We start from the raw sequence: 22,589 nt of genomic DNA on the forward strand, positions 1-22,589 counted from the left end.
CGTACGGGGAAATGACCCTGCTTTGCCGCAGATGCTCACACCGACCGACCAAAGGTCACCCGCCAGGGCGCTGTACACACCGGCCCCCTGCCCTATAATCGCCGGCATCTAGCTTGTGGAGCCGACCATGCCGAACCTACGCCTCGCCGACCTGACCGCCGAAATCGAAGCCAACGTGCGCCGCGCGCTGCTGGAGGACATCGGCAGTGGCGATATCACCGCGCAGCTGATCCCTGCCGAGCGCCTGGCCAAGGCGACCATCATTACCCGCGAGGACTGCGTGATCGCCGGCACCGCCTGGGTCGACGCCGTGTTCCGCCAGCTCGACCCGCGGGTAGCCGTGCACTGGCAAGTCGCCGACGGCGACCGCGCGCTGGCCAACCAGCCGCTGTTCCACCTGGAAGGCCCGGCACGCTCGCTGCTCAGCGGTGAGCGCAGTGCGCTCAACTTTTTGCAGATGCTGTCTGGCGTCGCCACGCGCGCGCGCTTTCTGGCCGACCTGGTCGACGGCACCCAGGTGCGCCTGCTCGACACCCGCAAGACCCTGCCCGGCCTGCGCCTGGCGCAAAAGTACGCAGTCACCTGTGGCGGTTGCGACAACCACCGCATCGGCCTTTACGATGCCTTCCTGATCAAGGAAAACCACATCGCCGCCAGCGGTGGCGTGCCTGAAGCGGTGGCAGCAGCGCACCGCATCGCCCCTGGCAAGCCCGTGGAAATCGAGGTCGAAAGCCTGGACGAACTGCGCCAGGCCCTGAGTGCGGGGGCGGATATCATCATGCTCGACGAGCTGACCCTGGATGAAATGCGCGAAGCGGTGCGCATCACCGCAGGCAAGGCCAAACTTGAGGCCAGCGGCGGCGTCAACGAGAGCACCTTGCGGTTGATTGCCGAAACCGGCGTCGATTACATCTCCATTGGTGCCATGACCAAGGATGTAAAGGCGGTGGACTTGTCGATGCGCTTGAGCCTCTGAAGGCGCAGAAAATTGCAGGCATGAAAAAACCGGCCAGATGGCCGGTTTTTTTCGAGCGTTGGATCAGAACGAGGCGTTGGCCAAGCCGTCCAGGTAACGCTCGACGTCCAGTGCCGCCATGCAGCCTGCACCGGCCGAGGTGATGGCCTGACGGTAGACGTGGTCGGCCACGTCGCCCGCTGCGAACACACCTTCGACGTTGGTGGCAGTGGCGTTGCCTTCACGGCCGCCATTGACCACCAGGTAGCCGTCCTTGAGGGTCAGCTGGCCTTCGAACAGCGACGTGTTCGGCGTGTGGCCGATGGCGATGAACACGCCGTCGACCTTGATTTCGTCGCTGCTGCCATCGTTGTTCTTCAGGCGCGCACCGGTCACGCCCATGTTGTCACCCAGTACTTCGTCCAGGGTGGCGTTGAGCTTGAGCTCGATCTTGCCTTCGGCCACGCGGGCGTTGAGCTTGTCGACCAGAATCTTCTCGGCACGGAAGGTTTCGCGACGGTGAACCAAGGTCACCTTGCTGGCGATGTTGGCCAGGTACAGCGCCTCTTCAACCGCGGTGTTGCCGCCACCGACAACGGCTACTGGCTTGTTGCGGTAGAAGAAGCCGTCACAGGTAGCGCAGGCCGAAACACCCTTGCCCATGAAGGTTTCTTCCGACGGCAGGCCCAGGTAGCGGGCGCTGGCGCCAGTGGCAACGATCAGCGCGTCGCAGGTATAGGTGCCACTGTCACCTTGCAGGGTGAATGGTTTGTTGGCCAGGTCGACAGCGTTGATGTGGTCGAAGACGATCTCGGTCTCGAAGCGCTCGGCGTGCTCTTGCATGCGCTGCATCAGGGCTGGGCCAGTCAGGCCATGGGGGTCGCCCGGCCAGTTGTCGACTTCGGTGGTGGTCGTCAGCTGGCCACCGGCCTGCATGCCGGTGATCAGCAGCGGCTTGAGGTTGGCACGGGCGGCATAGACTGCGGCGCTGTAACCGGCAGGGCCGGAACCGAGGATGATGACGCGCGAATGACGTACTTCAGACATGTCGAACTCCTGTCGAGCCGGCCGCACGGGGCCAGCATCGGTGTGCCGGCGGTGCCAGCTGGAATTTAAAAAGGACCCACGCAACCTTGGGGAAGGCTACAACGCGTCGGTCCAGAACCTAAAAGTTGAGCGCACTGTAGCGAGGTCGCAAAGATTAAGGAAATATCCTTCGACAATCCACCTCATAGGCATCGTCTATTCAGCAATTTCATTCACGAAAAACGCCCTGATGCTTTTGTTACAGCCGGTTTCGCCGACATCGCCCGCCTTTCGTCGGCGCAACAAACTCGGTAAGGTCAGCGCGTTTTCCTTATGTTCGGAGTGTCTCGATGCAAGCCCCTGTCCTCTCTGGCCCCCAGTATCTGCGCGAAGGCCTGAAACTGGTGCTGAGCCCGAACCTGCGGTTGTTCGTGCTGCTGCCCCTGGCCGTCAACCTGCTGCTGTTCGGCGGCCTGATCTACTTTGCCGGCCACCAGTTCAGTGTGTGGGTCGACGCGCTGATGCCGACCCTGCCAAGCTGGTTGAACTTCCTCACGTACATTCTCTGGCCACTGTTCGTCGCCCTGGTGGTGCTGATGGTGTTCTTCACCTTCACCCTGGTCGCCAACGTCATTGCCGCGCCGTTCAATGGTTTTCTGGCCGAAAAGGTCGAAGTGGTGGTGCGCGGCGAAGACAATTTCCCCGCGTTCAGCTGGGCTGAGCTGGTGGCCATGGTGCCGCGCACCTTTGGCCGCGAGATGCGCAAGCTGGGCTACTTCCTGCCCCGGGCGATCGGCCTGTTCATCCTGTCGTTGATCCCGGTGGTCAACGTGATCGCGGCGCCGTTGTGGCTGATTTTTGGGGTATGGATGATGGCTATCCAATACATCGACTACCCGGCGGACAACAACAAGATGAGCTGGCAGGACATGCTCGCCTGGCTGCGCCAGAAGCGCTGGCAGTCGCTGGGCTTTGGCGGCATCACCTACCTGGCGCTGATGGTGCCGGTGGTGAACGTGCTGATGATGCCGGCAGCGGTGGCCGGTGCCACCCTGTTCTGGGTACGCGAGCGTAACTGAGCCTGGCACGCGCTGTTGTAGGAGCGGCCTTGCGTCGCGAAAGGGTCGCGTAGCGGCCCCCGGATTTCAGCGTCGCCGCTAATATCGATGGGGCCGCTACGCGACCCTTTCGCGACGCAAGGCCGCTCCTACAACAACAACAACAACAACAATCACTGAGCCAGGCGGCTGGAAAACTGCCCCACCACGTCCACCACCCGCTTCGCTCCGTCCTGAATCTCGACGATCACGTTGCCGGTCTCATCGGCAAGCGCCAGCCCCTGCTCGGCCTGGCGCTTGCTGGTGTCGATGATCGCCACCGCAGCCTGGGCCAATTGCTCGTTCTGCTGCACGACCCTGGCAATCTCTTCGGTGGCAGTGCTGGTACGCGAGGCCAGCTGGCGTACTTCGTCGGCGACCACAGCAAACCCCCGCCCCTGCTCCCCCGCACGGGCTGCCTCGATGGCGGCGTTGAGCGCCAGCAGGTTGGTCTGCCCGGCAATGTCGCTGATGGTCTTGATGATCGAGCCGATCACCCGCGACTGAGTGTCCAGCGCCTGGATACCCTCGGCCGCCTCCTGCATCGACGCCTCCAGCCCACGCATGACGCTTACGGTTTGCGTCACCACCTCGGTGGCCTTGCGCGCGCTGGTGTCCGTGCCCAGCGAAGTGTTGAAGGCGATGTCCGCCGCCTCGGCAACCGCCTGCTCCTGGTTGACCTGGTCGGTGATCACGGTGGCGAACTTGACCACCTTGTACAGCACGTCATGGGCATCAAAGATCGGGTTGTAGGACGCCTCCAGCCACACTACCCGGCCATGGGCGTCGACGCGCTTGAAGCGCTCAGCGATGTATTCGCCCCGGCGCAGCTTGTCCCAGAACGCCTGATACCCTGCCGAATTGGCTTCTGCAGGCTCACAGAAGATGCGGTGATGCTTGCCGCAGATCTGCTCGAGACGGTAGCCGACCGCGGTCAGAAAACGTTCGTTGGCAGTCAGAATGGTGCCATCGAGGCCAAATTCGATCACGGCGGTCGAGCGCATCAATGCCTTGATCAGGCTTTCGTGCTCGCGTGAGGTTTCGATGGTGCGGGTAAGGTCGCTCGAGTGCAGGGTGAAATACTTGAGGCGCCCTTCGCTGTTCTTGACCGGCTGCAGGATGGAGCGCAGCCAGGCTTCCTGGCCATTGCCACGCAGCAGGCGGAACGCCCCGTTGAGGTGCTCGCCACGGCTAATGGCACTTTTCATGCGCTGATAGAAATCCAGCGTCTTCACATGGGCCGGGACAATGTCTTCGAGTTTGCGTCCAAGCAGTTGGTCGGCACGGTAGAGCATCTCGCTCTCGAAGTTGCCGTTGACCATCTCGATCCGTCCTTGGGGGTCGAGCTGGAGCACCAGCATCTCGCTGTCGAGGCTGCTCTTGACCTGTTCGACCGACAGCAGGTCTTCACGCAGTTGCTGGATTTCTTGCTTGAGCTTGTTGTTGAACATTCCCGCTCTCCTGGAGCGCAGCACGTAATCGAATGCATCTTCATCGGCTGGTGGTGGCAGGTTCTTGAGCACCCTGCAGGCAAATATTCACACCGTTGAAACAACCGGCGATCAGGCGTCACCTGCACGTCACAAGGCCGTCACATGCGCGCAATGCTGCAGGCGGACACTTTTTGTCATGAATACACCCGCCCTGCGTATCACCCTCGTCAGCGAAACCTTCCCACCGGAGATCAACGGTGTCGCCAATACCCTTGGCCGCCTCAGCGAAGGGTTGCGCCAACGCGGGCATGACATCGAGATCGTGCGCCCACGCCAAGCCGGCGAAGCGCCGGTGCAAAACGACCCGCAACTGATGCTGTGCCGCGGCTGGGGCTTGCCCGGCTACCCCGGCCTGCAATGGGGCGAAGTGTCCATGCACAAGCTGCTGCGGCGCTGGCGCAGGCAACGCCCGGATGTGCTGTACATCGCTACCGAAGGGCCATTGGGGCTGAGTGCGCTGCGCGCGGCACGGCGCCTGGGGGTGCCGGTAGTCAGCGGTTTCCATACCAACTTCCCGCAGTACTCCGGCCAATATGGCTTGGGTTTGCTGGCACGCCTGCTCACCCACTACCTGCGCTGGTTCCATCGCCGTACGGCCATCACCCTGGTGCCCAGCATCAGCCAGCGCCTGGAGCTTGAACGCCGTGGCTTCGAGCGCCTGGAACTGCTGGCTCGCGGCGTCGATGCCTGCCTGTTCAACCCGGCCCGGCGCAGCCAGGTGCTGCGTGAAAGCTGGGGGCTTGGCCCGGACGATATCGCCGTGCTGCATGTCGGGCGCTTGGCGGCAGAAAAGAACCTGGGGCTGCTGCGCCCGTGCCTGGACGCGCTGAAGCAGACTTATCCACAGAAGCGCCTGCGCCTGATCGTGGTCGGCGACGGCCCACAGCGCGCCGCCCTTGAACAACAGGTGGCTGATGCCGTGTTCTGTGGCGCCCAGCGCGGTGAGGCACTGGCCGAGCACTATGCCAGCGGTGACCTGTTCCTGTTCCCAAGCCTGACCGAAACCTTTGGCAACGTGGTACTCGAAGGCATGGCTTCGGGGCTGGCGGTGGTGGCCTACGATGAGGCGGCGGCCGCGCAACATCTTCGTCATGGGCACAGCGGCGCGCTGGCCATGCCCGGGGACCAGGCGGCCTTTATCGATGCCGCCTGCTGGTTGCTGGAAGAGGAAGAAACCCTGCGCCGAGTACGCCTGAACGCCCGTCAACACGCCAGCCGCCAAGGCTGGCCGGCGATTGTCGAGCAGTTCGAGGCCTATCTGTATGGTGCCTGCAAACAACGCGCAGGCGCGACGCAACAGGCACCGGGCACTGCGCTGGCGATCAAGCCAGGTTCGACAGCCCCGCGCGGCTGAGGAAAAACCTTAGCCCAGTGCCTTCTCGATGGCCTGAACCACGGCAGGGTCATCCGGCGCAGTGCGCGGCGAGAAGCGCGCCAGCACACGCCCGTCCTTGCCTACCAGAAACTTTTCGAAGTTCCAGCTGATGTCACCGGGGAATTCAGCCCCCTCCCCTGCCAGCAGGCGATACAGCGAGTGGCGTTGTGGCCCATTGACCTCCAGCTTGGCGCCCAAGGGGAAGCTGACACCGTAGTTGAGGCTGCAGAATTCCTGGATATCCTTCTCGCTGCCAGGCTCCTGGCCGGCAAACTGGTTGCAGGGCAGCCCCAGCACGCTGAAACCCTTGCCCTTGAACTGCTGTTGCAGCTTTTCCAGCGAAGCGTATTGCGGCGTCAGGCCACACTTGGAGGCAACGTTGACCACCAGCACCACTTGGCCCTTGAACGGTGCGAGGGGCAGTTCCCCGCCGTTCAGTGCCTCCAACTTCAGGTCGTGAAATGCACTCATGATGTAATCCCCTCTCAGGTTCCCGATGGCCGCGTGGGCGAAACCCGCCCAATAAAAAAGCGCTCGTCCAAGCCGTCCACCTCCCATTGGGAAGGCAAATGGCTTGCCCGAGCGCCTGGCGACTCTCTGAGCTTAGCGCAGAAAATCAGTGGTGATGGCCACCTTCACCGTGGATGTGACGGTGAGCGATTTCTTCTTCGCTGGCATCACGCACGTCGACAACCTTGACCTGGAAGGTCAGGCGCTGGCCGGCCAGCGGGTGGTTGCCGTCAACGGTAACGTCGTCGCCGTCGAGGTCGCGAATGGTGACGATCTGCATCTGGCCATCCGGCGCCGAGGCGTGGAACTGCATGCCGACTTCCAGCTCGTCGACGCCTTCGAACAGGCTGCGGTTCAGGGTGCTGACCAGCTCGGCCAGGTATTCACCGTACGCGTCTTCCGGCTCGATGGAGACATTCAGCTCGTCACCGGCCTGTTTGCCTTCCAGGGCTTTTTCCAGGCCCGGGATGATGTTGCCGGCACCGTGCAGGTAAACCAGCGGCGCGCCACCGGCGGAGCTGTCGATGGTCTCCCCGGCGTCGTTGGTCAGGGTATAGTCGATGGAGACAGCCTTGTTGGCGGCGATCAGCATGGGGCAAGACCTTTTGCAAAAGTATGTAGAGCGGACAAGTGTAACCAAGCCATCGCCCGATTGCGAACGCGCCTCGGCCGAGGAACAGCCCATCAGTCGGATCACTGGCTTCCATCAGGACGAAGAAGGCCACTGGGTGGTCGAGTTGTCGTGCGGCCACACCCAGCACCTTCGCCACCAACCCCCTTGGCAGGCGCGCCCGTGGGTGCTCGATGCCGCTCAGCGCCAGCAGCGCATCGGCCAGGCTTTCGCCTGTGGCTGGTGTGCACAGGGGGCCGATAGCGCTACCCTTGGCCGTTGATTCCTTGCACCGCTTTATTTCGAGAAGCACGCATGCAAACATTTTTCATTGCGCCGACCGACTTTGGTGTCGGCCTGACTTCAATCAGCCTGGGCCTGGTTCGCACCCTTGAACGCGCAGGCCTGAAGGTCGGTTTTTTCAAGCCGATCGCCCAGCCTCACCCCGGCGATACCGGCCCCGAGCGCTCCACCGAACTGATCGCACGGACCCACGGCATCAAGCCGCCCAAGCCTTTGAGCCTGGCGCACGTCGAGCGCATGCTCGGCGATGGCCAACTTGACGAACTGCTCGAAGAAATCATCCGCCTGTACCAGCAAGCCTGCGTGGGCAATGACGTGGTAGTGGTCGAGGGCATGGTGCCGACCCGCCACGCCAGCTACGCGGCGCGGGTCAACCTGCACTTGGCCAAGAGCCTGGATGCCGAGGTGATTCTGGTGTCGGCGCCGGAAAACGAGGTCCTCAGCGAGCTGTCCGGCCGGGTCGAGCTGCAGGCCCAGCTGTTCGGCGGCCCACGCGACCCGAAAGTGCTCGGGGTGGTTCTCAACAAGGTGCGCACCGAAGAAAGCATGGCGGACTTCGCCACGCGCCTGCGCGAGCACTCGCCATTGCTGCGCGGCAACGACTTCCGCCTGCTGGGCTGCATCCCTTACCAGCCCGAGCTGAACGCCCCGCGCACCCGCGATGTGGCCGACCTGCTTGGCGCCCAGGTGCTCAACGCCGGGGACTACGAGCAGCGGCGCATGAGCAAGATCATCATCTGCGCACGCACCGTGGCCAACACCGTGCCATTGCTCACCCCTGGCACCCTGGTGGTGACCCCGGGTGACCGTGACGACATCATTCTGGCCGTGAGCCTGGCGGCGATCAATGGCGTGCCCCTGGCCGGCCTGCTGCTGACCAGCGACAGCAAGCCCGATGCGCGCATCCTTGGCTTGTGCCGCGGCGCCCTGCAAGCCGGCCTGCCGATTCTTTCGGTGAGTACCGGTTCGTACGACACGGCCAACCAGCTCAATTCACTGAACCGCGAGATCCCCGTGGATGACCGCGAGCGTGCCGAGTTCATCACCGATTTCGTCGCCAGCCACCTCGACGCTGCCTGGCTGCATCAGCGCTGTGGCACGCCACGTGAGCTGCGTCTGTCGCCTGCGGTGTTCCGCTATCAGTTGATTCAACGCGCACAACAGGCCAACAAGCGCATCGTCCTGCCCGAGGGCGCCGAGCCGCTGTTGGTGCAGGCGGCGGCGATCTGCCAGGCCCGTGGCATCGCGCGTTGCGTACTGCTGGCCAAGCCCGAGGCCGTCGAAGCCGTTGCCCGCGCCCAGGGCATTACCCTGCCGCCAGACCTGGAAATACTCGACCCGGAGCTGATTCGCGGGCGCTATGTCGAACCGATGGTCGAGCTGCGCAAAAGCAAGAACCTTAATGCGCCCATGGCCGAGCAGCAGCTGGAAGACCCGGTGGTGATCGCCACCATGATGCTGGCCCTGGATGAGGTCGACGGCCTGGTCTCGGGCCTGGTGCACTCCACCGCCAACACCATCCGCCCGGCCCTGCAGCTGATCAAGACGGCGCCAGGTGCCAGCCTGGTGTCTTCGGTGTTCTTCATGCTGTTCCCCGAGCAGGTGCTGGTGTACGGCGACTGCGTGATGAACCCGCACCCCAGTGCCGCAGAACTTGCAGAAATTGCCCGGCAGAGCGCCGAATCGGCACAGGCCTTCGGCATCGCGCCGCGGGTGGCGATGATCAGTTATTCAAGTGATTCGGCGAGCGATGAAGAAGTCGAGAAGGTCCGCGAAGCGACACGCCTGGCACAAAGCGCGGAGCATGATCTGCTGATCGATGGGCCGTTGCAGTATGACGCTGCGGCCAACCCGGCCATCGCCCGGGAACTGGCACCAAACAGCCCGGTTGCCGGGCGAGCCACGGTGTTCGTCTTCCCCGACCTCAATACCGGCAACACCACGCACAAAGCGGTGCAGCGCAGTGCCGATGGGGTCAGCCTGGGGCCGATGCTGCAGGGGTTGCGCAAGCCGGTGAACGATTTGCCGCGCGGGGCTCAGGTGGACGATATCGTGCATACCATCGCCCTGACGGCGATTCAGGCCAGCGTCGTGCGCTGAAGCCTTGGGGCTGCTTGGCAGCCCCAAGGCGACCCTTATGACTTACGGATACTGCTGAACCTGCCCTTGCTGGTCATACTGCTGACCTGGGATCGGCTTCAGGTTGACCTCCACGCGACGGTTCTGTGCCCGGCCGTTGGCGTCGCCGTTGCTGGCGATCGGCTGGTCCGGGCCCATGCCACGTACCGAAATACGCGAAGCATCCACACCCTGCGAAGTCAGGTAGGTGCTGACCGCCTGCGCGCGGCGCTGGGACAGGTCCATGTTGTGCTGACGGCTGCCGGTGCTGTCGGTGAAGCCGACCACTTCGATGGTGTTCTGGTTGAACTGCTTGAACGAGCCGGCCAAGTTGTTCAGCGGCGAGTAGAAGCTTGGCGCGATGTTGGCCGAGTCGGTGGCGAAGGTGATGTTGCCTGGCATGATCAGCTTGATCTGGTCGCCCTGGCGCTGCACCTCGACGCCGGTATTGGCCATTTGTGCACGCAGTGCGGCTTCCTGCTTGTCGGCGTAGTAGCCGTAACCGGCTGCTGCGGCACCCACTGCGGCGGCGCCGATCAGCGCACCTTTACCCCGGTTGTTGTGGTCGATGGCGGCACCGGCGACAGCGCCGGCCAACGCGCCCAAGCCGCCGTACTTGGCGGTCTTGCTCATCCCCGTGGAGCCCTGCGCCTGACCCTGGTTGTCGTACGGGTTCTGGCTTGCGCAGCCAGTCATCAGGGCTGCAGCGGTTGCGACGATAATCAGACGACGCATGGTGAACATGGACAAGCTCCTACTGAAATTCATAAATGCGGCAGACCGCGAATGGATCTATGCCAGCCTTGGATTGCCAAGCGGCAGAAAAATTCCATGAACACGTTTTCACGCGGGTTCATGCCCGAACGAACGGGTTCTCGCGCATCTCGTCACCCAGGCGGGTATCTGGCCCGTGGCCTGTGACCACGATGGCCGTTTCATCCAGCCGGTACAACCGCTCCTTGATCGAACGAACGATAGCCCGCTGATCACCGCCCCACAAATCGGTGCGGCCAATACCGCGACGGAACAGAGTATCGCCGGCAATCAACAGCTTGGCATCGGCGAACCAGAAGCTCATCGAGCCGGGCGTATGCCCCGGGGTATGCAAGGCTACGCCACAACCACAGGCCAGTTCCTCGTCATCGCTCAGCCAGCGGTCTGGGGCAGGCACCGGGGTGTAAGGCACGCCGAACACCTGGCACTGCATCTCCAGGTTGTCCCACAGCGACTGGTCGTCTTTGTGCAGGTGCAATGTCGCGCCAGTCAGTTCCTTCAACTTGCCCGAGGCGAGGAAGTGATCGAAATGCGCGTGGGTGTGGATGATGCTTACCAAGGTCAGGCCATGGGCTTGCAGGCGGGCGAGGATCTTCTCCGGGTCACCGCCTGGGTCGACGACGATGGCCTTTTTGCTCAGCGGGTCGCCGATCAGGGTGCAATTGCACTGCAGGGGGCCTACGGGGAAGGTTTCGCGGATGAGGGCTGAGGATAGATTTTCCATAGGGACCATTATTCAAAGAGGGTTTGTACGCGAGCCAGTGCATCAAGGATGACCACCTCGGGCACAGCCTCGACACGCTGGGCCTTTCTGGCCTCCAGATCCACTGTGCGTATCTGGTTACAGAGCATGACCCCTTGCGTCTGCGTACCCGCGCCGCTAAGCGTCACTGCGAACCCTGCATGCCTTGCGAAATCCCCACCCTGGGAGATCGGCACGATCACTGCGAGCCCCGCAGCATTGAAGGCCGAGGGTGTAAGCACCAATGCGGGTCGCCCTGCGCCTTGCTGCTCTCGTCCGACAGTGGGATCAAGGTTGATACGAACAATATCGCCTCGGGCGAATTTAACCCGCTTCACACTTCACGCCCCACTGGGCGCATCGCGCTCCAGGCGGCCATGTCCTCTGGCTCCGGTGCCGTCAGATCACACTGAGCCATCAATTCTTCAAGGGTGTATTTAGGTTTGGACCTGACAGGCTTGAGCACCAGCGTTTCACCCGCCGTATCCAAGCTAAGGGTTGAGCCGACACCAAGGTGCAGCTGCTTGAGCACCGCTGCAGGGAGGCGAATGGCCGCGCTATTGCCCCACTGCTGAATCTTGATCTGCATAAGTATCTCCCAAGGTAGATACATACTAGAAATCCTCCATGCGATTGCAAGTGAAATGTAGAAACGTCGTATCTACATTGTCACTCGCCTGGCTGGAAAAAAAGCCCAGCTACCACAAGAAGGAAATCCCTTACATCGTCTTGGGAATCGACGCTGGGGCCGCAATAAAAGGCAACACCTGATCACGCGAAATGGCCACGTGAACGATCAAGGCAAAAACAACCTGAACAACCCGCCCCCAAGCGCCCCGCCATTGGAAATCTCGATGCGCCCCTTCACCCCATCGCTCTCATGCAGCGCCGCGATCCGCGCAGCGAAGTACAGGCCCAGGCCAGTACTGCCACTGTGTGAATCGATCCCCTGAATGAACTCTTCCTGGCGTTCGAGCATGCGCTGTGGATAACCCGGGCCGTCATCGTTGACGCAGATCACCAGTTGGTTGGCCTCTTCCTCGATGCTGATCAACAAGGCATGCCCGGCAAAACGGGTGGCGTTGGTGATGACGTTGGCGATCACCGACGCCACCAGTTCGCGGTCGAAAAAGCCCAACGGGTTGTCGGTGTCGATACGCCAGGTGGCGAGGATGTCGTTGTGCTTGAGTACTTCCTGATGGGCAGCCAACTGGGCTTCGATGAAGTCATCCAGCTCGTGGTAGTCCGGGCAGACCGGCAGCTGGTTGACACCCAGTTTGTACAGCCCCAACAGCTGCACCAGCATACCGTTGAGGTGGCGGAACTCGTGCTCCATCACCCCTTGCTCGGTGCCAGTGCGCAACTCTTCGGGCAAGCGCGCCAGCCACTGGTCATGGGACTGGATCAGCGCTGACAGGGAGTTTTTGAGGTCGTGCACGGTGGAGGCGATCACCGTGGAAAAATCCAGCCCCTGATTGTCTTGATTCATGCGCCGAACACTCGGATGTGCAGTTTGCCATAGCGGTCATAGCGGTTGTCGCTGGCCGGGATGCCGGCAACGCTGGTCAAGGCGTTGCGGCATTCCTGCATGATCGCAGGCTGTGGGTCATCCCCCCCGATGCGCAGCAGCGCCTGGGCGGTGTTGAGGGCGATGCTGATGTTCTTCGGTTGCAAGGCCAAGGCCTTGCGGAACAACTGCAGCGCTTCGTCGAGCTGACCTCCCTGGTAACTACGCACTCCCTGGCGGTTGAGGGTTACGGCTTCGGTGATCGCATTGAGTACGGCCGGATCATCCGTCAGCTTGGCCACCTTCTGCATGACCTTGGGGTCATCGCCATAGCTTTCCACACAGCTTTTGAGCACCCCAATCGCGGCCGCTTCCTGCCCTGACGCCTGCAGTTGGGCAGCCACTGTCAGCGCAGCATCGACCGAGAAGAACTGTTCCATCTTGTCCAGACGCTGCATGGCCTGCTCGGTGAGCTTGGCGGCCGTCTCGGCGTCACCGGCCTGCTGCAGGCTCGCGGCTTTCATCATCCGGGCGCGCACCTGCAAGCCTTGATCCTCGGGGTTTTCCTTGGCCACTTCACTGAGCACGGTGTTGATCTCGACGCGGGTCCGGGCGTCCAGGCCAAAGCCTGCGTTCTTGCTCATCAAGGCCTGCACCAGGCCAAGGTTGTTCTCGGCATCCTTGTAGCGCGAACTCTGCCCCTGGTTCACTGCATGGCGGAACGCTTTCGAGGAGGTTTCAAAGTCCTCGTTGCCCAGCGCCAGCTTGCCCAGCGTGGCCTGCCGGCGTACCGACAGCGGCGACAGGCGCACTGCTTCTTCCAGCATGTTCTGCGCGCGCTTGTTCTCGCCCTGCGCCACCAGCACTTCGGCCATGCCGTCGTACAGGCCCGGCATGATCGGGAAGGCCTTCAGTGCCTGCTCGTACACGCCCTGAGCCTGGGCATTCTGGCCACGCTTGTGCATCAGGCTGCCCAGCGCCGAGTACACCCACGGCTGCGGGCGGCTGGCGAGAATGGCCTTGAGGAACTTTTCCAGCTCGTCGAAGCGATTGAGGTTGCGCAGGGCATCGGCCCGGTAGCGCAGGCACAGAGGGGCGAAGCGCGGGTCCTTCTTGCACAGCTCGGCGCAGGCCGCCAGGACTTCGGCCGGGCGACCGCGGTCCAGGGCCTGGAGGATCGGCTTGAGCAAGGTCTTGCGCTGGAACAGCTTCTCGACGCGCTGGGCCAGGCCTACCCGGTTGAACGGCTTGGTCAGGTAGGCATCGGGCTCATGCTCGATGGCACTGAGGACGATGGCCTGGCTACTCTCGGCCGTCACCATGATGAACACGCACTCATGGCTGATGTGCTTGTCGAGGATCAGGTCTTCGAGCACCTGCTGGCCGTTCTTCTTGCCGTCGCCCAGGTGGAAGTCCTGCAGGATGAAGTCATAACGTTTCTGCGCGCACATGCGCAGGGCCTGCTCGCCGCTGTCGGCAGTGTCCACGTCGCGCACACCCAGCTCGCGCAACATGGAACGTGTCGACGTACGAAAGTCGGTGAAGTCGTCGACGATCAGAAAGCTCTTTTGCCCGTACTGCAGCATCAACACGACCTGTATTGGGATGATTGAAAAATCGCGCAAGGCGATGCATACCACCGAATGCTGTATCGGCAGCCGGTCGGGAAAGATGAGGGTTGAGCATGCAGCGCGCTAAACAATTGCGCGCAGTGGCCTCAAGCCATTACTTTAGCGAGCAAACCCCGCGAGGGCTACCTCAGGCCAGCAAGCCCAGCGATTTGGCCTTGGCCACCGCTTGCGTCCGGCGCTCGACGCCCAGCTTGCTGTTGATGTGGCTGGCATGGGTCTTGACGGTATGCAGCGAGATAAACAGCCGCTCGCTGATCTGCTGGTTGGAACACCCCTGCGCGATCAGCTCAAGCACAGCCCGCTCCCGACCACTCAACGCCTCGCCGCTGCCGCTGCTGACCACAGGTAATGGCGGCAGGCGCTTGAGCAGTTCGGCCTGCACCGCGCAACCGGGGTGCGCTGCAAGCTGCTCGTGCAGCCACTGTGGGTGTTTTTCGAGCAACGTTTGGAAGGGGTGCAGCACGCCGCCCTGCGCGGCTTCGAGCGCCTTGGGCAGCAGCCCGGCAGCTTGCGCGTCACGGCCCTCCCCTAGCAGCAGGGCAACCCACTGGCACAGTGCACTGACGGCCAGCAGCATGCCGCCACTGGCCAAACCCCGTTCGACCAGCCCAGACAGGCGCTGAATAGATTCATCTGTACGCAGCTGGATACGCGCCAGCAACGCCTGCTGCAGTTCGATATGCAGTGGCAGCAACGGGTGAAACTCCGGGGCCGCTGCGGGCTGCTCGCCGCCGTAGGTCTGCCCCAGCCGCAGCAACCACGACTCGGCAAGGTCGGTACGCCCTTGCGCCAGCCACAGCTCGCACTTGACCAGGGTAATCATGGCCAGGTAGTAGATCGGCGGAACATCCCAGATGTGCATCAGCCGCTCCGCCTCGGCCAGCTCGGCGAACGCTTCGGCGAAGTGGCCCTCACGGCCATCGAGCGTCGCAATCACACAGTGGCCGATCAGCACGCTGATGTCCCGGCAGGCCCGCGCTTCACCCAGCCCCGCACGCAGGCGCGCACGGCCTTGGGCGGCTTGCAGGCGCGAAACCAGCAGGTAGCCCTCGTACAGGGTCAGCCGCGCCCGCACCGCATACAGGCGCTGCCCCGACAGCCCCTGCAGGCGCTGCAAGCCTTGGCGCACTTCGTCCAGGGCCCGCAACACTTCACCACGGGCATGCAGCACCCGCGCCCGATCATAGTGCGCCAGGGCCTCGAACAGCGGGTTGCCGACACGCTGGGCCAGCTCCAGAGCTTCGCGGTTCCAGCCCCGCGCATGCCAGAAGTCGGCATCGGCAATGGCCAGGTTGGACAGTGTCGACAGGCACACCAGGCGCTGGCCATAACGCTTGCACGGCAGGCTTTGCAGCGCTTCACCGCAATAAGCCAAGGTGCGCTCGCGATCACCCCGACCGCGCGCGATGACGCCGCTCAGCGCCAGCCACTGGGCCAGCATCGACTTCTGCGCGGTCGCCGACGGCGCAGGCAGAAAACGGCTGAGGTAACCGGCCAGTTCTTCGGCCGCATCCAGCTGGCAAGCCAACCCCAACGCCCAGCTATACAGCACGATCAGCCGCGGCGTGCTGATCAGCAAGCTTTCTGGGAGGTCCATCTTCCAGCGCAGCAGCATGCCGACGTTCTGCTCGGCCAGCAGCTGCTCCTCGGAAAGGCTCTGCACCAGGTCGGCAGCCACATCGAGGTGGCCGGCACGCAGCGCCTGTTCAACCGCCTCGTCCAGCAAGCCTTGCCCCTCGAACCAGCGGCAGGCACGCAAGTGCAGGCCCGCCAGCGGTTCGCTGGCCTGGCGGCTACGCAGCAGGTCAGAGAACAGGTGGTGGTAACGAAACCAGTGACCGTGCTCGTCCAGCGGTACCAGAAACACCTGGTGAGCCTGCAGGAAGCGCAGGATCGCGGTACTGTCCTCGCGGCCACGCAGGGCATCGCAGAGCGGCGCACAGAAGCGCTCCTGGCACGCCGTTTCGTAGAGAAAGGCCTGTACGTCCGCCGGCAGGATCTCGATGACTTCTTCCAGCAAGTAATCGCGTATCAGCCCTTCGCCGCCATGCAAGGCGTGGGGCAAGGCATGCTCATCGCCTGATTCGCTGGCCGCAAGCTGCCAGAAGCGTAGCCCGGCCACCCAGCCGTCACTGCGCTGGATCAGGTTGTCCAGTGCCTGGCCACGCAGGCCGGTGGGTTGGCGGCCGATTACCGCCAACGACTCGTCAGGCGTCAGGCGCAGCTCCTGCTCGTTGAGTTCGACCAGTTGCCGGGACAGACGCAAGCGCGCCAGGTGCCAATCCGGGCGCTGGCGGCTGGTGATCAACAGCACTAGGCCATTGGGCAAGTGATTGAGGAAAAACTGCAGGCAACTGTCGAGTACCGGCCCTTGCGCCAGGTGATAGTCATCCAGCACCAGCAGCAGGGGCGTATCGGCCTGCAGGTACTGCGCCAGCTCGTCGAGCAGGCCGTCGATCCACTCCTCGAAGGCGAATGGCTGGTGACGCTGGCGCATTTTCAGCAAGCCCATGGCCTGGCCACCCAAGGCGGGGCAGTACTGCTGCAGGCCTTCGAGCAGCCGCTCGAGAAAACGCCCGGGGTCGGCATCGCGCTGGCTCAGGCCAAGCCAGAGGCTTCGCCAGTGCTCGGGCAGTGCTTCGCAGAACTCGATGGCCAACGAGCTTTTACCAAAGCCCGCCGGCGCGTTGACCAGCAGCAACCGCCCATTCAGGCCTGCTTGAAGGCGCTGGCACAGACGTGCACGCGGCACATGGCCGTCCGGCAGCGGTGGCCGGAAGAAACGCCCGCCCAGCAGGCCGAGGGCCTGGCTGGCGAATCCATGCGTACGGGACAGATCTGTCATGGCCGGCTCATTCTGATGGGAAGACAACGGCGATACGGATGCTTGCGAGACTAGCGGGTAACGCAGCGCATTTGAAGATGATGGGCGCAATTGCGCTGTAAAAGACTACGACAAAAAGCAACAACCCTGATGGACGAGCACTAGGCCGGGGCTTTGGCGGAATATTCACCGGCCTTATCGCGGCCCTGCAGGTGGCCGCGAATTGCGCAGTGGCTGAACAGAAACGCCCCGGCAAGCCGGGGCGTTCTGGGGATCACACGGAGTTGCAGGTTATCAGCTCAACGAATACCCGACTGACGCAGGGCCGCTGGCTGGAAGTCGGCTTTGCTGGCACTGAAGCCAAAGTCGTAAGCGCGCTTCTCTTCGTTCTTCATGCCCAGCGCCAGGTAACGCCCCGACTGCAGGTCGTAGATGGTTTCCAGGGTGTACCAAGGCACCTCTTTGTTGTAATACGGCTGGGAATGGGCTTCGGAAACGCGCCACAGCTGGCCACGACCGTCGTACTGGTCGATCACTGCAGCCTGCCAGGTGTCTTCATCGATGTAGAAGTCACGCTTGGCGTAGATGTGCCGCTGGCCCGGTTTGAGGGTTGCGACCACGTGCCAGACGCGGCGCAGCTCGTAACGGGACAGGTCCTGGTTGATGTGCCCGGCCTTGATGATGTCGGTGTACTTCAGCTTGGGGTCATCCAGCTTGAAAGCGTTGGAGGCGATGTACAGCTCCTTCTTGCCTTCCAGCTTCCAGTCGTAGCGGTCTGGCGCCCCGTTGAACATATCCAGGTTGTCCGAGGTACGCAGGCCGTCGGCAGCGGTACCCGGGCCGTCGTACGACACTTGCGGTGCCTGGCGTACGCGACGCTGGCCGGCGTTGTAGATCCACGCCTTGCGCGGCTCCTTCACCTGGTCGAGGGTTTCGTGCACCAGCAGCACCGTCCCGGCCAGACGAGCGGGCGCGGTCACTTCCTGCTTGAAGTAGAAGAGGATATTGCCCGGGTTGCTCGGGTCGTAATCCTTCATCTTGTCGCGGAAGACGAACTGGTCGGAGAAGTACACCGGGTTGAAAGAGCCGTTCTGCTGTGGCGTTGCCTGGGTTACCAGGCGGCTGACACTGCCCCCCCGGTAGCGGGTAATGTGGTTCCAGATCACTTCCAGGCCGCTTTTCGGGATCGGGAACGGCACCGCCGTGTCGAAGTTGTTCAAGCCGTTGCCGCCTTCCACCAGCGTGGTCTGGGTGGCGTTTTTCTTGATGGCGGCGAACACGTCGGCAGGTACCGTGGAGCCACGATGGGTCTTGAATACCGGGATCCTGAAGCTGTCCGGGTAGCGTTTGAACATGGCCAGCTGGCCCGGCGAAAGCTTGTCCTTGTACTGATCGGCGTTCTGCGCAGTGATGGTGAACAGCGGCTTGTCACTGCCATACGGGTCGGCCAGGAAGCCCTTGCCGTCGACGCTACCCGCCGTCTTCGACAGCGGCTCCCACGGGCCGATCGAGCCATCGGCGTTGCCGGCCTTTTCGGCGCCCATCGGCGTCAGGGTACTGCCCAACTTGGCCGCCTCGTCGGCGGATACCGCAGCCATGACGCTGGTCGCCAGCAGGGACAGGCCCAGTACACCGGCTTGCAGCAGACTTCTGGTCTTGTTCATGTCGTGTCGTCCTGAATCAGTATTCTTAGAAGTTCACGCCGAAGCTGAGGGCGACGAAGTCGCGGTCATCCACGGTGCTGTACTTGCCATCGAAGAAGTTGGTGTACGACAGGCTCGCCGTATAGGTGTTCTGGTACTCGGCGTCCAGGCCCAGGCTGACGGCCTTGCGGCCTTCCTCGAAGTTGGCACCCGGGCCAGGCGAGTAGCCGGAAACGTCATGCGACCAGGCCACGCTGGGCTTGAGGTTGACCCCGGCGAAGACGTCGTTGTAGTCCCAGATGACCCGGGCGCGGTAACCCCAGGAGGTGCTGGTGGTGTAGCCGTCGTTCTCGCATTTGCGATTCAGGTTGGTGGTGGATGCCCCAGCACCCGCGCCAGCGATGGTGCTGCCATTGAGTGCCTGGCAGGTGTCCGCACCGCCGGTGGCAGGCAGCGGGCCAGGCCCGAATACCGGGTCGCGGCCGTAGCGGGTCTCGCGTGCGTTTTCCAGGCCGCCGACATGGGTGACACCCACTTCGCCCACCACGGTCATGCGGCTGGCGCCCATTACCTGGTCGAAGAAGTGCGTCAGGGTGGTCTGGAACTGGGTGATTTCCTTGCGACGGTAGCCGTGCAGGTCCTGCCCTGGGGTACCGGAGAGCAGCGACGCGTTGCTCAGGGCGCCACCAATCGGGCGAACACCGGAGAACAGGATGTCGGTGGTGTTCAGCTGTACCGGGGCGTTGGGGCGGTAGCTGACTTCACCACTCCAGGCGGTCCCTGTGGGCAGTGTGGTGGAGAAGCTCAGGCCGTACAGGCGGATGTCCTCAGGGTACTCGACGAAGTACTCGGAGTTACCGGCCACGATCAGCGGTGCCAGCGCTCGCAACTGTGCAGGCAGCGCGCTCAGGCCGGCGAACACCGACGGTGGGGCGCCAGTGGCGCTGAAGATCGGCGCGCGGCTGTGGTAGTTCATGAAGTAGGCACCGAACTCGGTGTCCAGCGGGTCGAACATGTAGCGCAGAGCCACGCCGAACTGGCCGCTGTCACGGGCATCACGGTCGGCGCCGCGGCGCACCATCACCCCTTCCTCGTTGATGTTCACGCCCTGGGTGGCGAGGAACTGCTGGGCCGCGCCCGGCACCGTGCGGCTGCTGTTGAGCACGCGCAGGTTGTCGGTACAGCCGTCGGCGATGATGTCTGGCTGGGAGAAGAACGTGCCGCAGTTGTCGACGACGGTCTGGTCCCATTCGATCTGATAGAAGGCCTCGGCCGACAGGTTATCGGTCAAGCTCTGGGAGATGTAGAACATGTTGACCGGGATCAGGCCTTCCTTGATCTCGGCTCCCGGGCGGCGGAACGCGGACACGTCGATCGGGTTGATCGAGTTGATGCCGCCGCCGATGAAGGTACTCTCACCCCAGCTGACAACCTGCTTGCCCAGGCGCACCGAGCCTGGCATGTCGCCAATCGAATAGTTGTGATAGACGAACGCATCGAGCAGTTCGGCACCGGAAGACTTGGCGCCTTCCTTGCGGTTGGAGTCGCTGATGTCCTTGAACTCGCGGCCTTCGTCCTTCAGCTCGAAGTCGTACCAGTACTTGCCGCGCACGAACACGCCGGTGTCGCCATACTTGAGTTCGAGGTCATGGATGCCCTTGAAGATCTTGGAGAACGTTTCGCCCTTCTTGAAGTTCAGGTGGCCATCGTCGGAGGTCTGCGACAGGCCTTTGCCGCCGTTGTTCACCCCGATCAGGTTCTTGTTGGGGTTGGCCGTCGACCAACTGGCGCCGATGGAGAGCGACGAGTCGAACTGGCCTTCGATTTCACCAATGTTGAAACTGACAGCGAAAGCAGGACTTGCGAGCGTGGAAGCAAGGCTGACGGCCAGGGGCAACTTGGCCCGGCGCCAGAACAGGTTTGCAGATTTCATCGACGCTACTCCATGTACTTTTTTGTTATGGCAGTGAGTCCTTTCAGAAACGGCCCGTGGGACCGGTATGCAGGCTTGCGCCTGCGGCAACACGGCTTGCGCGTGTCGCCCTCCCCCATTCCTGAAAATCCCCTGGCCTCGACTATAGCCAGCAAGGCACAGGCGCTTGATCCCTCTAAAGTGTGATTTGCGCTCCGTGCCGCCAACTCGCACGGACGTTTTTCTTCGTGACGCGCTGGCAGTGCTGAAGCATGGCGCATTTTGGCTGTTTGGCAAGGCGCCGGGCTCTCTAGCATGCGGGTCGTGTTCTGACGTACACGACCCGCATGGTGCTCACAGAGTCGACAGGAACGCGCTGTTACTGGCCTGCCACTGGACGATGTCCTGGCGGATGCGTTTCTTGTCGAGTTTGCCGACACTGGTCTTGGGAATTTCAGTAACAACGGCGATCTGGCTTGGAATTGCCCACTTGTTGATATGCCCCTCTTCGACAAAAGGCTTGAGGTGGTCTTTGAGCGACTTGGCGTCAATGGCCTGCCCGTCGCGCACCACCAGCAGGGCAAAGGGTCGCTCGCCCCACTGCGGGTCGGCGACACCCACCACCGCCACTTCGCGCACCGCCGGGTGACGGCTGATCAGGTCTTCGAGGTCAAGCGAAGATACCCACTCGCCGCCGGTCTTGATCACATCCTTGATGCGATCGCGGATATCGATGTAACCCATGCCATCGAGGGTCGCGACGTCACCGGTGTGCAGCCAGCCGCCCTGCCACAGCTCTTGGCTCTTTTCCGGCTCCTTGAAGTAGCCCATGGTCAGCCACGGGGCTCGCAGCACCAGTTCGCCCTGGGTCTCGCCATCGGCCGGGAGGAAATTGCCCTCGCCGTCGACGATCGCCGCTTCCACCAGGGGCACCGGCACGCCGGCCTTGATCCGGTAGGTGATGCGCTCATCCTCGCTGCCGGCCTGCAGTTCGTCGTTCAGGTGCGCGGCAGAAATCAACGGGCAGGTCTCGGACATGCCGTACGCCGCCGTCAGCTGGATACCGCGCGCCAGTGCAGCCTGGTACAACGACCGGTTAAGCGAACTGCCGCCGATGATGATCTTCCAGCCACCGAAGTCCTCGCCCTGGGCGCTGGGGCAATTGAGCAGCATCTGCAGGATGGTCGGCACGCAATGGGAGAAGGTGACTTTCTCTTCACGCCACAGCTTGACCAGCATGTCCGGCTCGTAGCGCCCCGGGTACACCTGCTTCATGCCAAGCATGGTGGCGGCGTAAGGGATGCCCCAGGCATGCACGTGGAACATCGGGGTGATGGGCATGTACACATCGTTGCTGCCCAGCAGGCGCACGCTGTCGATGCTGCCGGTCACCGAGGCTTCGGCCAGGGTGTGCAGCACCAGTTGCCGATGGGTGAAGTACACCCCCTTGGGGTTGCCGGTGGTACCTGTGGTGTAGAAGGTGGTGGCCACCGAGTTCTCGTCGAAATCCGGGAAGTCGTAGCGTGGGCTGGCGGCGGCGAGCAACTGTTCGTACTCGCCGACCAGGTTCGGCAGCTCGGCGGTCTTGTCCGGGCCATCGGTCAGCAGCACGGTCTTGTCGACCGTCGTCAACTGACCGGCGATGGCCTGGTAGAGCCCGACGAAGTCACTGTTGACCAGCACCACCCGGTCTTCGGCGTGGTTCATGGTGTAGAGGATCTGTTCCGGTGACAGGCGCACGTTGATGGTGTGCACCACCGCGCCGATCATTGGGATCGCGAACATGCATTCCAGGTAGCGATGGCTGTCCCAGTCCATCACCGCCACCGTGTCACCGGCCTTGACCCCGGCTTCGGTCAGGACATTGGCCAGGCGAGCGATACGCTCGTTGAGCTGTGGATAAGTCAGGCGCAACTGATCGCGATAGACGATCTCGCGGGTTTTCTCGTAACGGCTGCCGGACATCAGCAGGCGTTTGATCAGCAGCGGGTAGGCGTAGGCGCCTTCGGCGGGGTTGATGATGCGGGTCTGCAACATGGGTATCCCTTTTCTGAAAAGCGGGCCGGACA

19 protein-coding genes and 1 pseudogene are annotated in these 22,589 nt (G+C 62.6%); 5 read left to right on the forward strand and 15 right to left on the reverse strand.

Annotation, left to right across the window (positions count from 1 at the left end; all coding sequences use genetic code 11):
* Positions 1 to 127 precede the first annotated feature (127 nt).
* Positions 128 to 976: a carboxylating nicotinate-nucleotide diphosphorylase gene (gene nadC / locus PC358_RS16840; RefSeq protein WP_033701266.1), complete on the forward strand. Its 849-nt coding sequence runs from the start codon at positions 128 to 130 to the stop codon at positions 974 to 976.
* 63 nt (positions 977 to 1,039) lie between these two features.
* Here the strand turns inward: nadC and trxB are convergent, their stop codons facing one another.
* Positions 1,040 to 2,002: a thioredoxin-disulfide reductase gene (gene trxB, locus PC358_RS16845; RefSeq protein WP_033701267.1), complete on the reverse strand. Its 963-nt coding sequence runs from the start codon at positions 2,000 to 2,002 to the stop codon at positions 1,040 to 1,042.
* Between the two features lie 329 nt (positions 2,003 to 2,331).
* Between trxB and cysZ the strand changes: the two genes are divergently transcribed.
* A complete protein-coding gene (cysZ, locus tag PC358_RS16850) occupies positions 2,332 to 3,060 on the forward strand; it encodes a sulfate transporter CysZ (protein ID WP_033701268.1) in 729 nt (242 codons plus the stop codon).
* A 152-nt stretch (positions 3,061 to 3,212) separates the two neighbouring features.
* On the opposite strand, the gene PC358_RS28450 is transcribed toward cysZ, so the two are convergent.
* Positions 3,213 to 3,644 (reverse strand): methyl-accepting chemotaxis protein, encoded by a 432-nt coding sequence (locus PC358_RS28450; protein WP_371925420.1) that lies wholly within the window; start codon positions 3,642 to 3,644, stop codon positions 3,213 to 3,215.
* Between the two features lie 156 nt (positions 3,645 to 3,800).
* Positions 3,801 to 4,529, reverse strand: a pseudogene (locus PC358_RS28455) (PAS domain-containing protein); the annotation flags it as partial.
* A gap of 178 nt (positions 4,530 to 4,707) precedes the next feature.
* Here PC358_RS28455 and PC358_RS16860 point away from each other — a divergent pair.
* A complete protein-coding gene (locus PC358_RS16860; protein ID WP_033701271.1) occupies positions 4,708 to 5,925 on the forward strand; it encodes a glycosyltransferase family 4 protein in 1,218 nt (405 codons plus the stop codon).
* A gap of 9 nt (positions 5,926 to 5,934) precedes the next feature.
* Here the strand turns inward: PC358_RS16860 and PC358_RS16865 are convergent, their stop codons facing one another.
* Together PC358_RS16865 and PC358_RS16870 are read right to left on the reverse strand one after the other, a co-directional pair.
* Entirely contained in the window at positions 5,935 to 6,417 is a 483-nt protein-coding gene (locus tag PC358_RS16865) for a glutathione peroxidase (RefSeq protein ID WP_033701272.1), read from the reverse strand.
* Positions 6,418 to 6,562: 145 nt separating this feature from the next.
* A complete protein-coding gene (locus tag PC358_RS16870; protein ID WP_016501463.1) occupies positions 6,563 to 7,048 on the reverse strand; it encodes an FKBP-type peptidyl-prolyl cis-trans isomerase in 486 nt (161 codons plus the stop codon).
* Here PC358_RS16870 and PC358_RS16875 point away from each other — a divergent pair.
* Entirely contained in the window at positions 7,047 to 7,349 is a 303-nt protein-coding gene (locus PC358_RS16875; RefSeq protein WP_033701526.1) for a DUF3565 domain-containing protein, read from the forward strand. The genes PC358_RS16870 and PC358_RS16875 overlap by 2 nt on opposite strands.
* 32 nt (positions 7,350 to 7,381) lie before the next feature.
* Positions 7,382 to 9,469: a phosphate acetyltransferase gene (gene pta, locus PC358_RS16880; RefSeq protein ID WP_033701274.1), complete on the forward strand. Its 2,088-nt coding sequence runs from the start codon at positions 7,382 to 7,384 to the stop codon at positions 9,467 to 9,469.
* 42 nt (positions 9,470 to 9,511) lie between these two features.
* Here pta and PC358_RS16885 read toward each other — a convergent pair whose 3' ends face one another.
* The 10 genes from PC358_RS16885 to PC358_RS16930 form a co-directional block, all read right to left on the reverse strand.
* Positions 9,512 to 10,231, reverse strand: coding sequence for a YiaD family glycine zipper/OmpA-like lipoprotein (locus PC358_RS16885; protein WP_033701275.1), 720 nt, complete (start codon positions 10,229 to 10,231; stop codon positions 9,512 to 9,514).
* A 109-nt stretch (positions 10,232 to 10,340) separates the two neighbouring features.
* Positions 10,341 to 10,985, reverse strand: coding sequence for an MBL fold metallo-hydrolase (locus PC358_RS16890; protein ID WP_033701276.1), 645 nt, complete (start codon positions 10,983 to 10,985; stop codon positions 10,341 to 10,343).
* 8 nt (positions 10,986 to 10,993) lie between these two features.
* The gene (locus PC358_RS16895; RefSeq protein ID WP_033701277.1) at positions 10,994 to 11,341 is read right to left on the reverse strand and encodes a type II toxin-antitoxin system ChpB family toxin; all 348 of its coding nucleotides are present in this window, start codon (positions 11,339 to 11,341) and stop codon (positions 10,994 to 10,996) included.
* Positions 11,338 to 11,616, reverse strand: coding sequence for an AbrB/MazE/SpoVT family DNA-binding domain-containing protein (locus tag PC358_RS16900; protein WP_081874754.1), 279 nt, complete (start codon positions 11,614 to 11,616; stop codon positions 11,338 to 11,340). Before PC358_RS16900 ends, PC358_RS16895 begins: the two co-directional genes overlap by 4 nt.
* 183 nt (positions 11,617 to 11,799) lie before the next feature.
* Positions 11,800 to 12,492, reverse strand: a complete 693-nt coding sequence (locus tag PC358_RS16905) for a sensor histidine kinase (RefSeq protein ID WP_033701279.1) — start codon at positions 12,490 to 12,492, stop codon at positions 11,800 to 11,802.
* A complete protein-coding gene (locus PC358_RS16910; RefSeq protein WP_033701281.1) occupies positions 12,489 to 14,096 on the reverse strand; it encodes a tetratricopeptide repeat-containing response regulator in 1,608 nt (535 codons plus the stop codon). The genes PC358_RS16905 and PC358_RS16910 overlap by 4 nt, the downstream gene beginning before the upstream one ends.
* Positions 14,097 to 14,268: 172 nt before the next feature.
* On the reverse strand, positions 14,269 to 16,986 hold the full coding sequence (locus tag PC358_RS16915; protein ID WP_033701283.1) for a winged helix-turn-helix domain-containing protein: 2,718 nt from the start codon (positions 16,984 to 16,986) through the stop codon (positions 14,269 to 14,271).
* Positions 16,987 to 17,264: 278 nt separating this feature from the next.
* Positions 17,265 to 18,629 carry a DUF1329 domain-containing protein gene (locus PC358_RS16920; protein WP_033701284.1) on the reverse strand — a complete coding sequence of 455 codons (1,365 nt, stop codon included), beginning with the start codon at positions 18,627 to 18,629 and terminating at the stop codon, positions 17,265 to 17,267.
* Positions 18,630 to 18,654: 25 nt separating this feature from the next.
* On the reverse strand, positions 18,655 to 20,541 hold the full coding sequence (locus PC358_RS16925; protein WP_033701285.1) for a DUF1302 domain-containing protein: 1,887 nt from the start codon (positions 20,539 to 20,541) through the stop codon (positions 18,655 to 18,657).
* A gap of 333 nt (positions 20,542 to 20,874) precedes the next feature.
* The gene (locus PC358_RS16930) at positions 20,875 to 22,557 is read right to left on the reverse strand and encodes a fatty acid--CoA ligase (protein ID WP_033701287.1); all 1,683 of its coding nucleotides are present in this window, start codon (positions 22,555 to 22,557) and stop codon (positions 20,875 to 20,877) included.
* Positions 22,558 to 22,589: the final 32 nt, after the last annotated feature.

Source organism: Pseudomonas capeferrum (assembly GCF_000731675.1).
GTDB lineage: Bacteria > Pseudomonadota > Gammaproteobacteria > Pseudomonadales > Pseudomonadaceae > Aquipseudomonas > Aquipseudomonas capeferrum.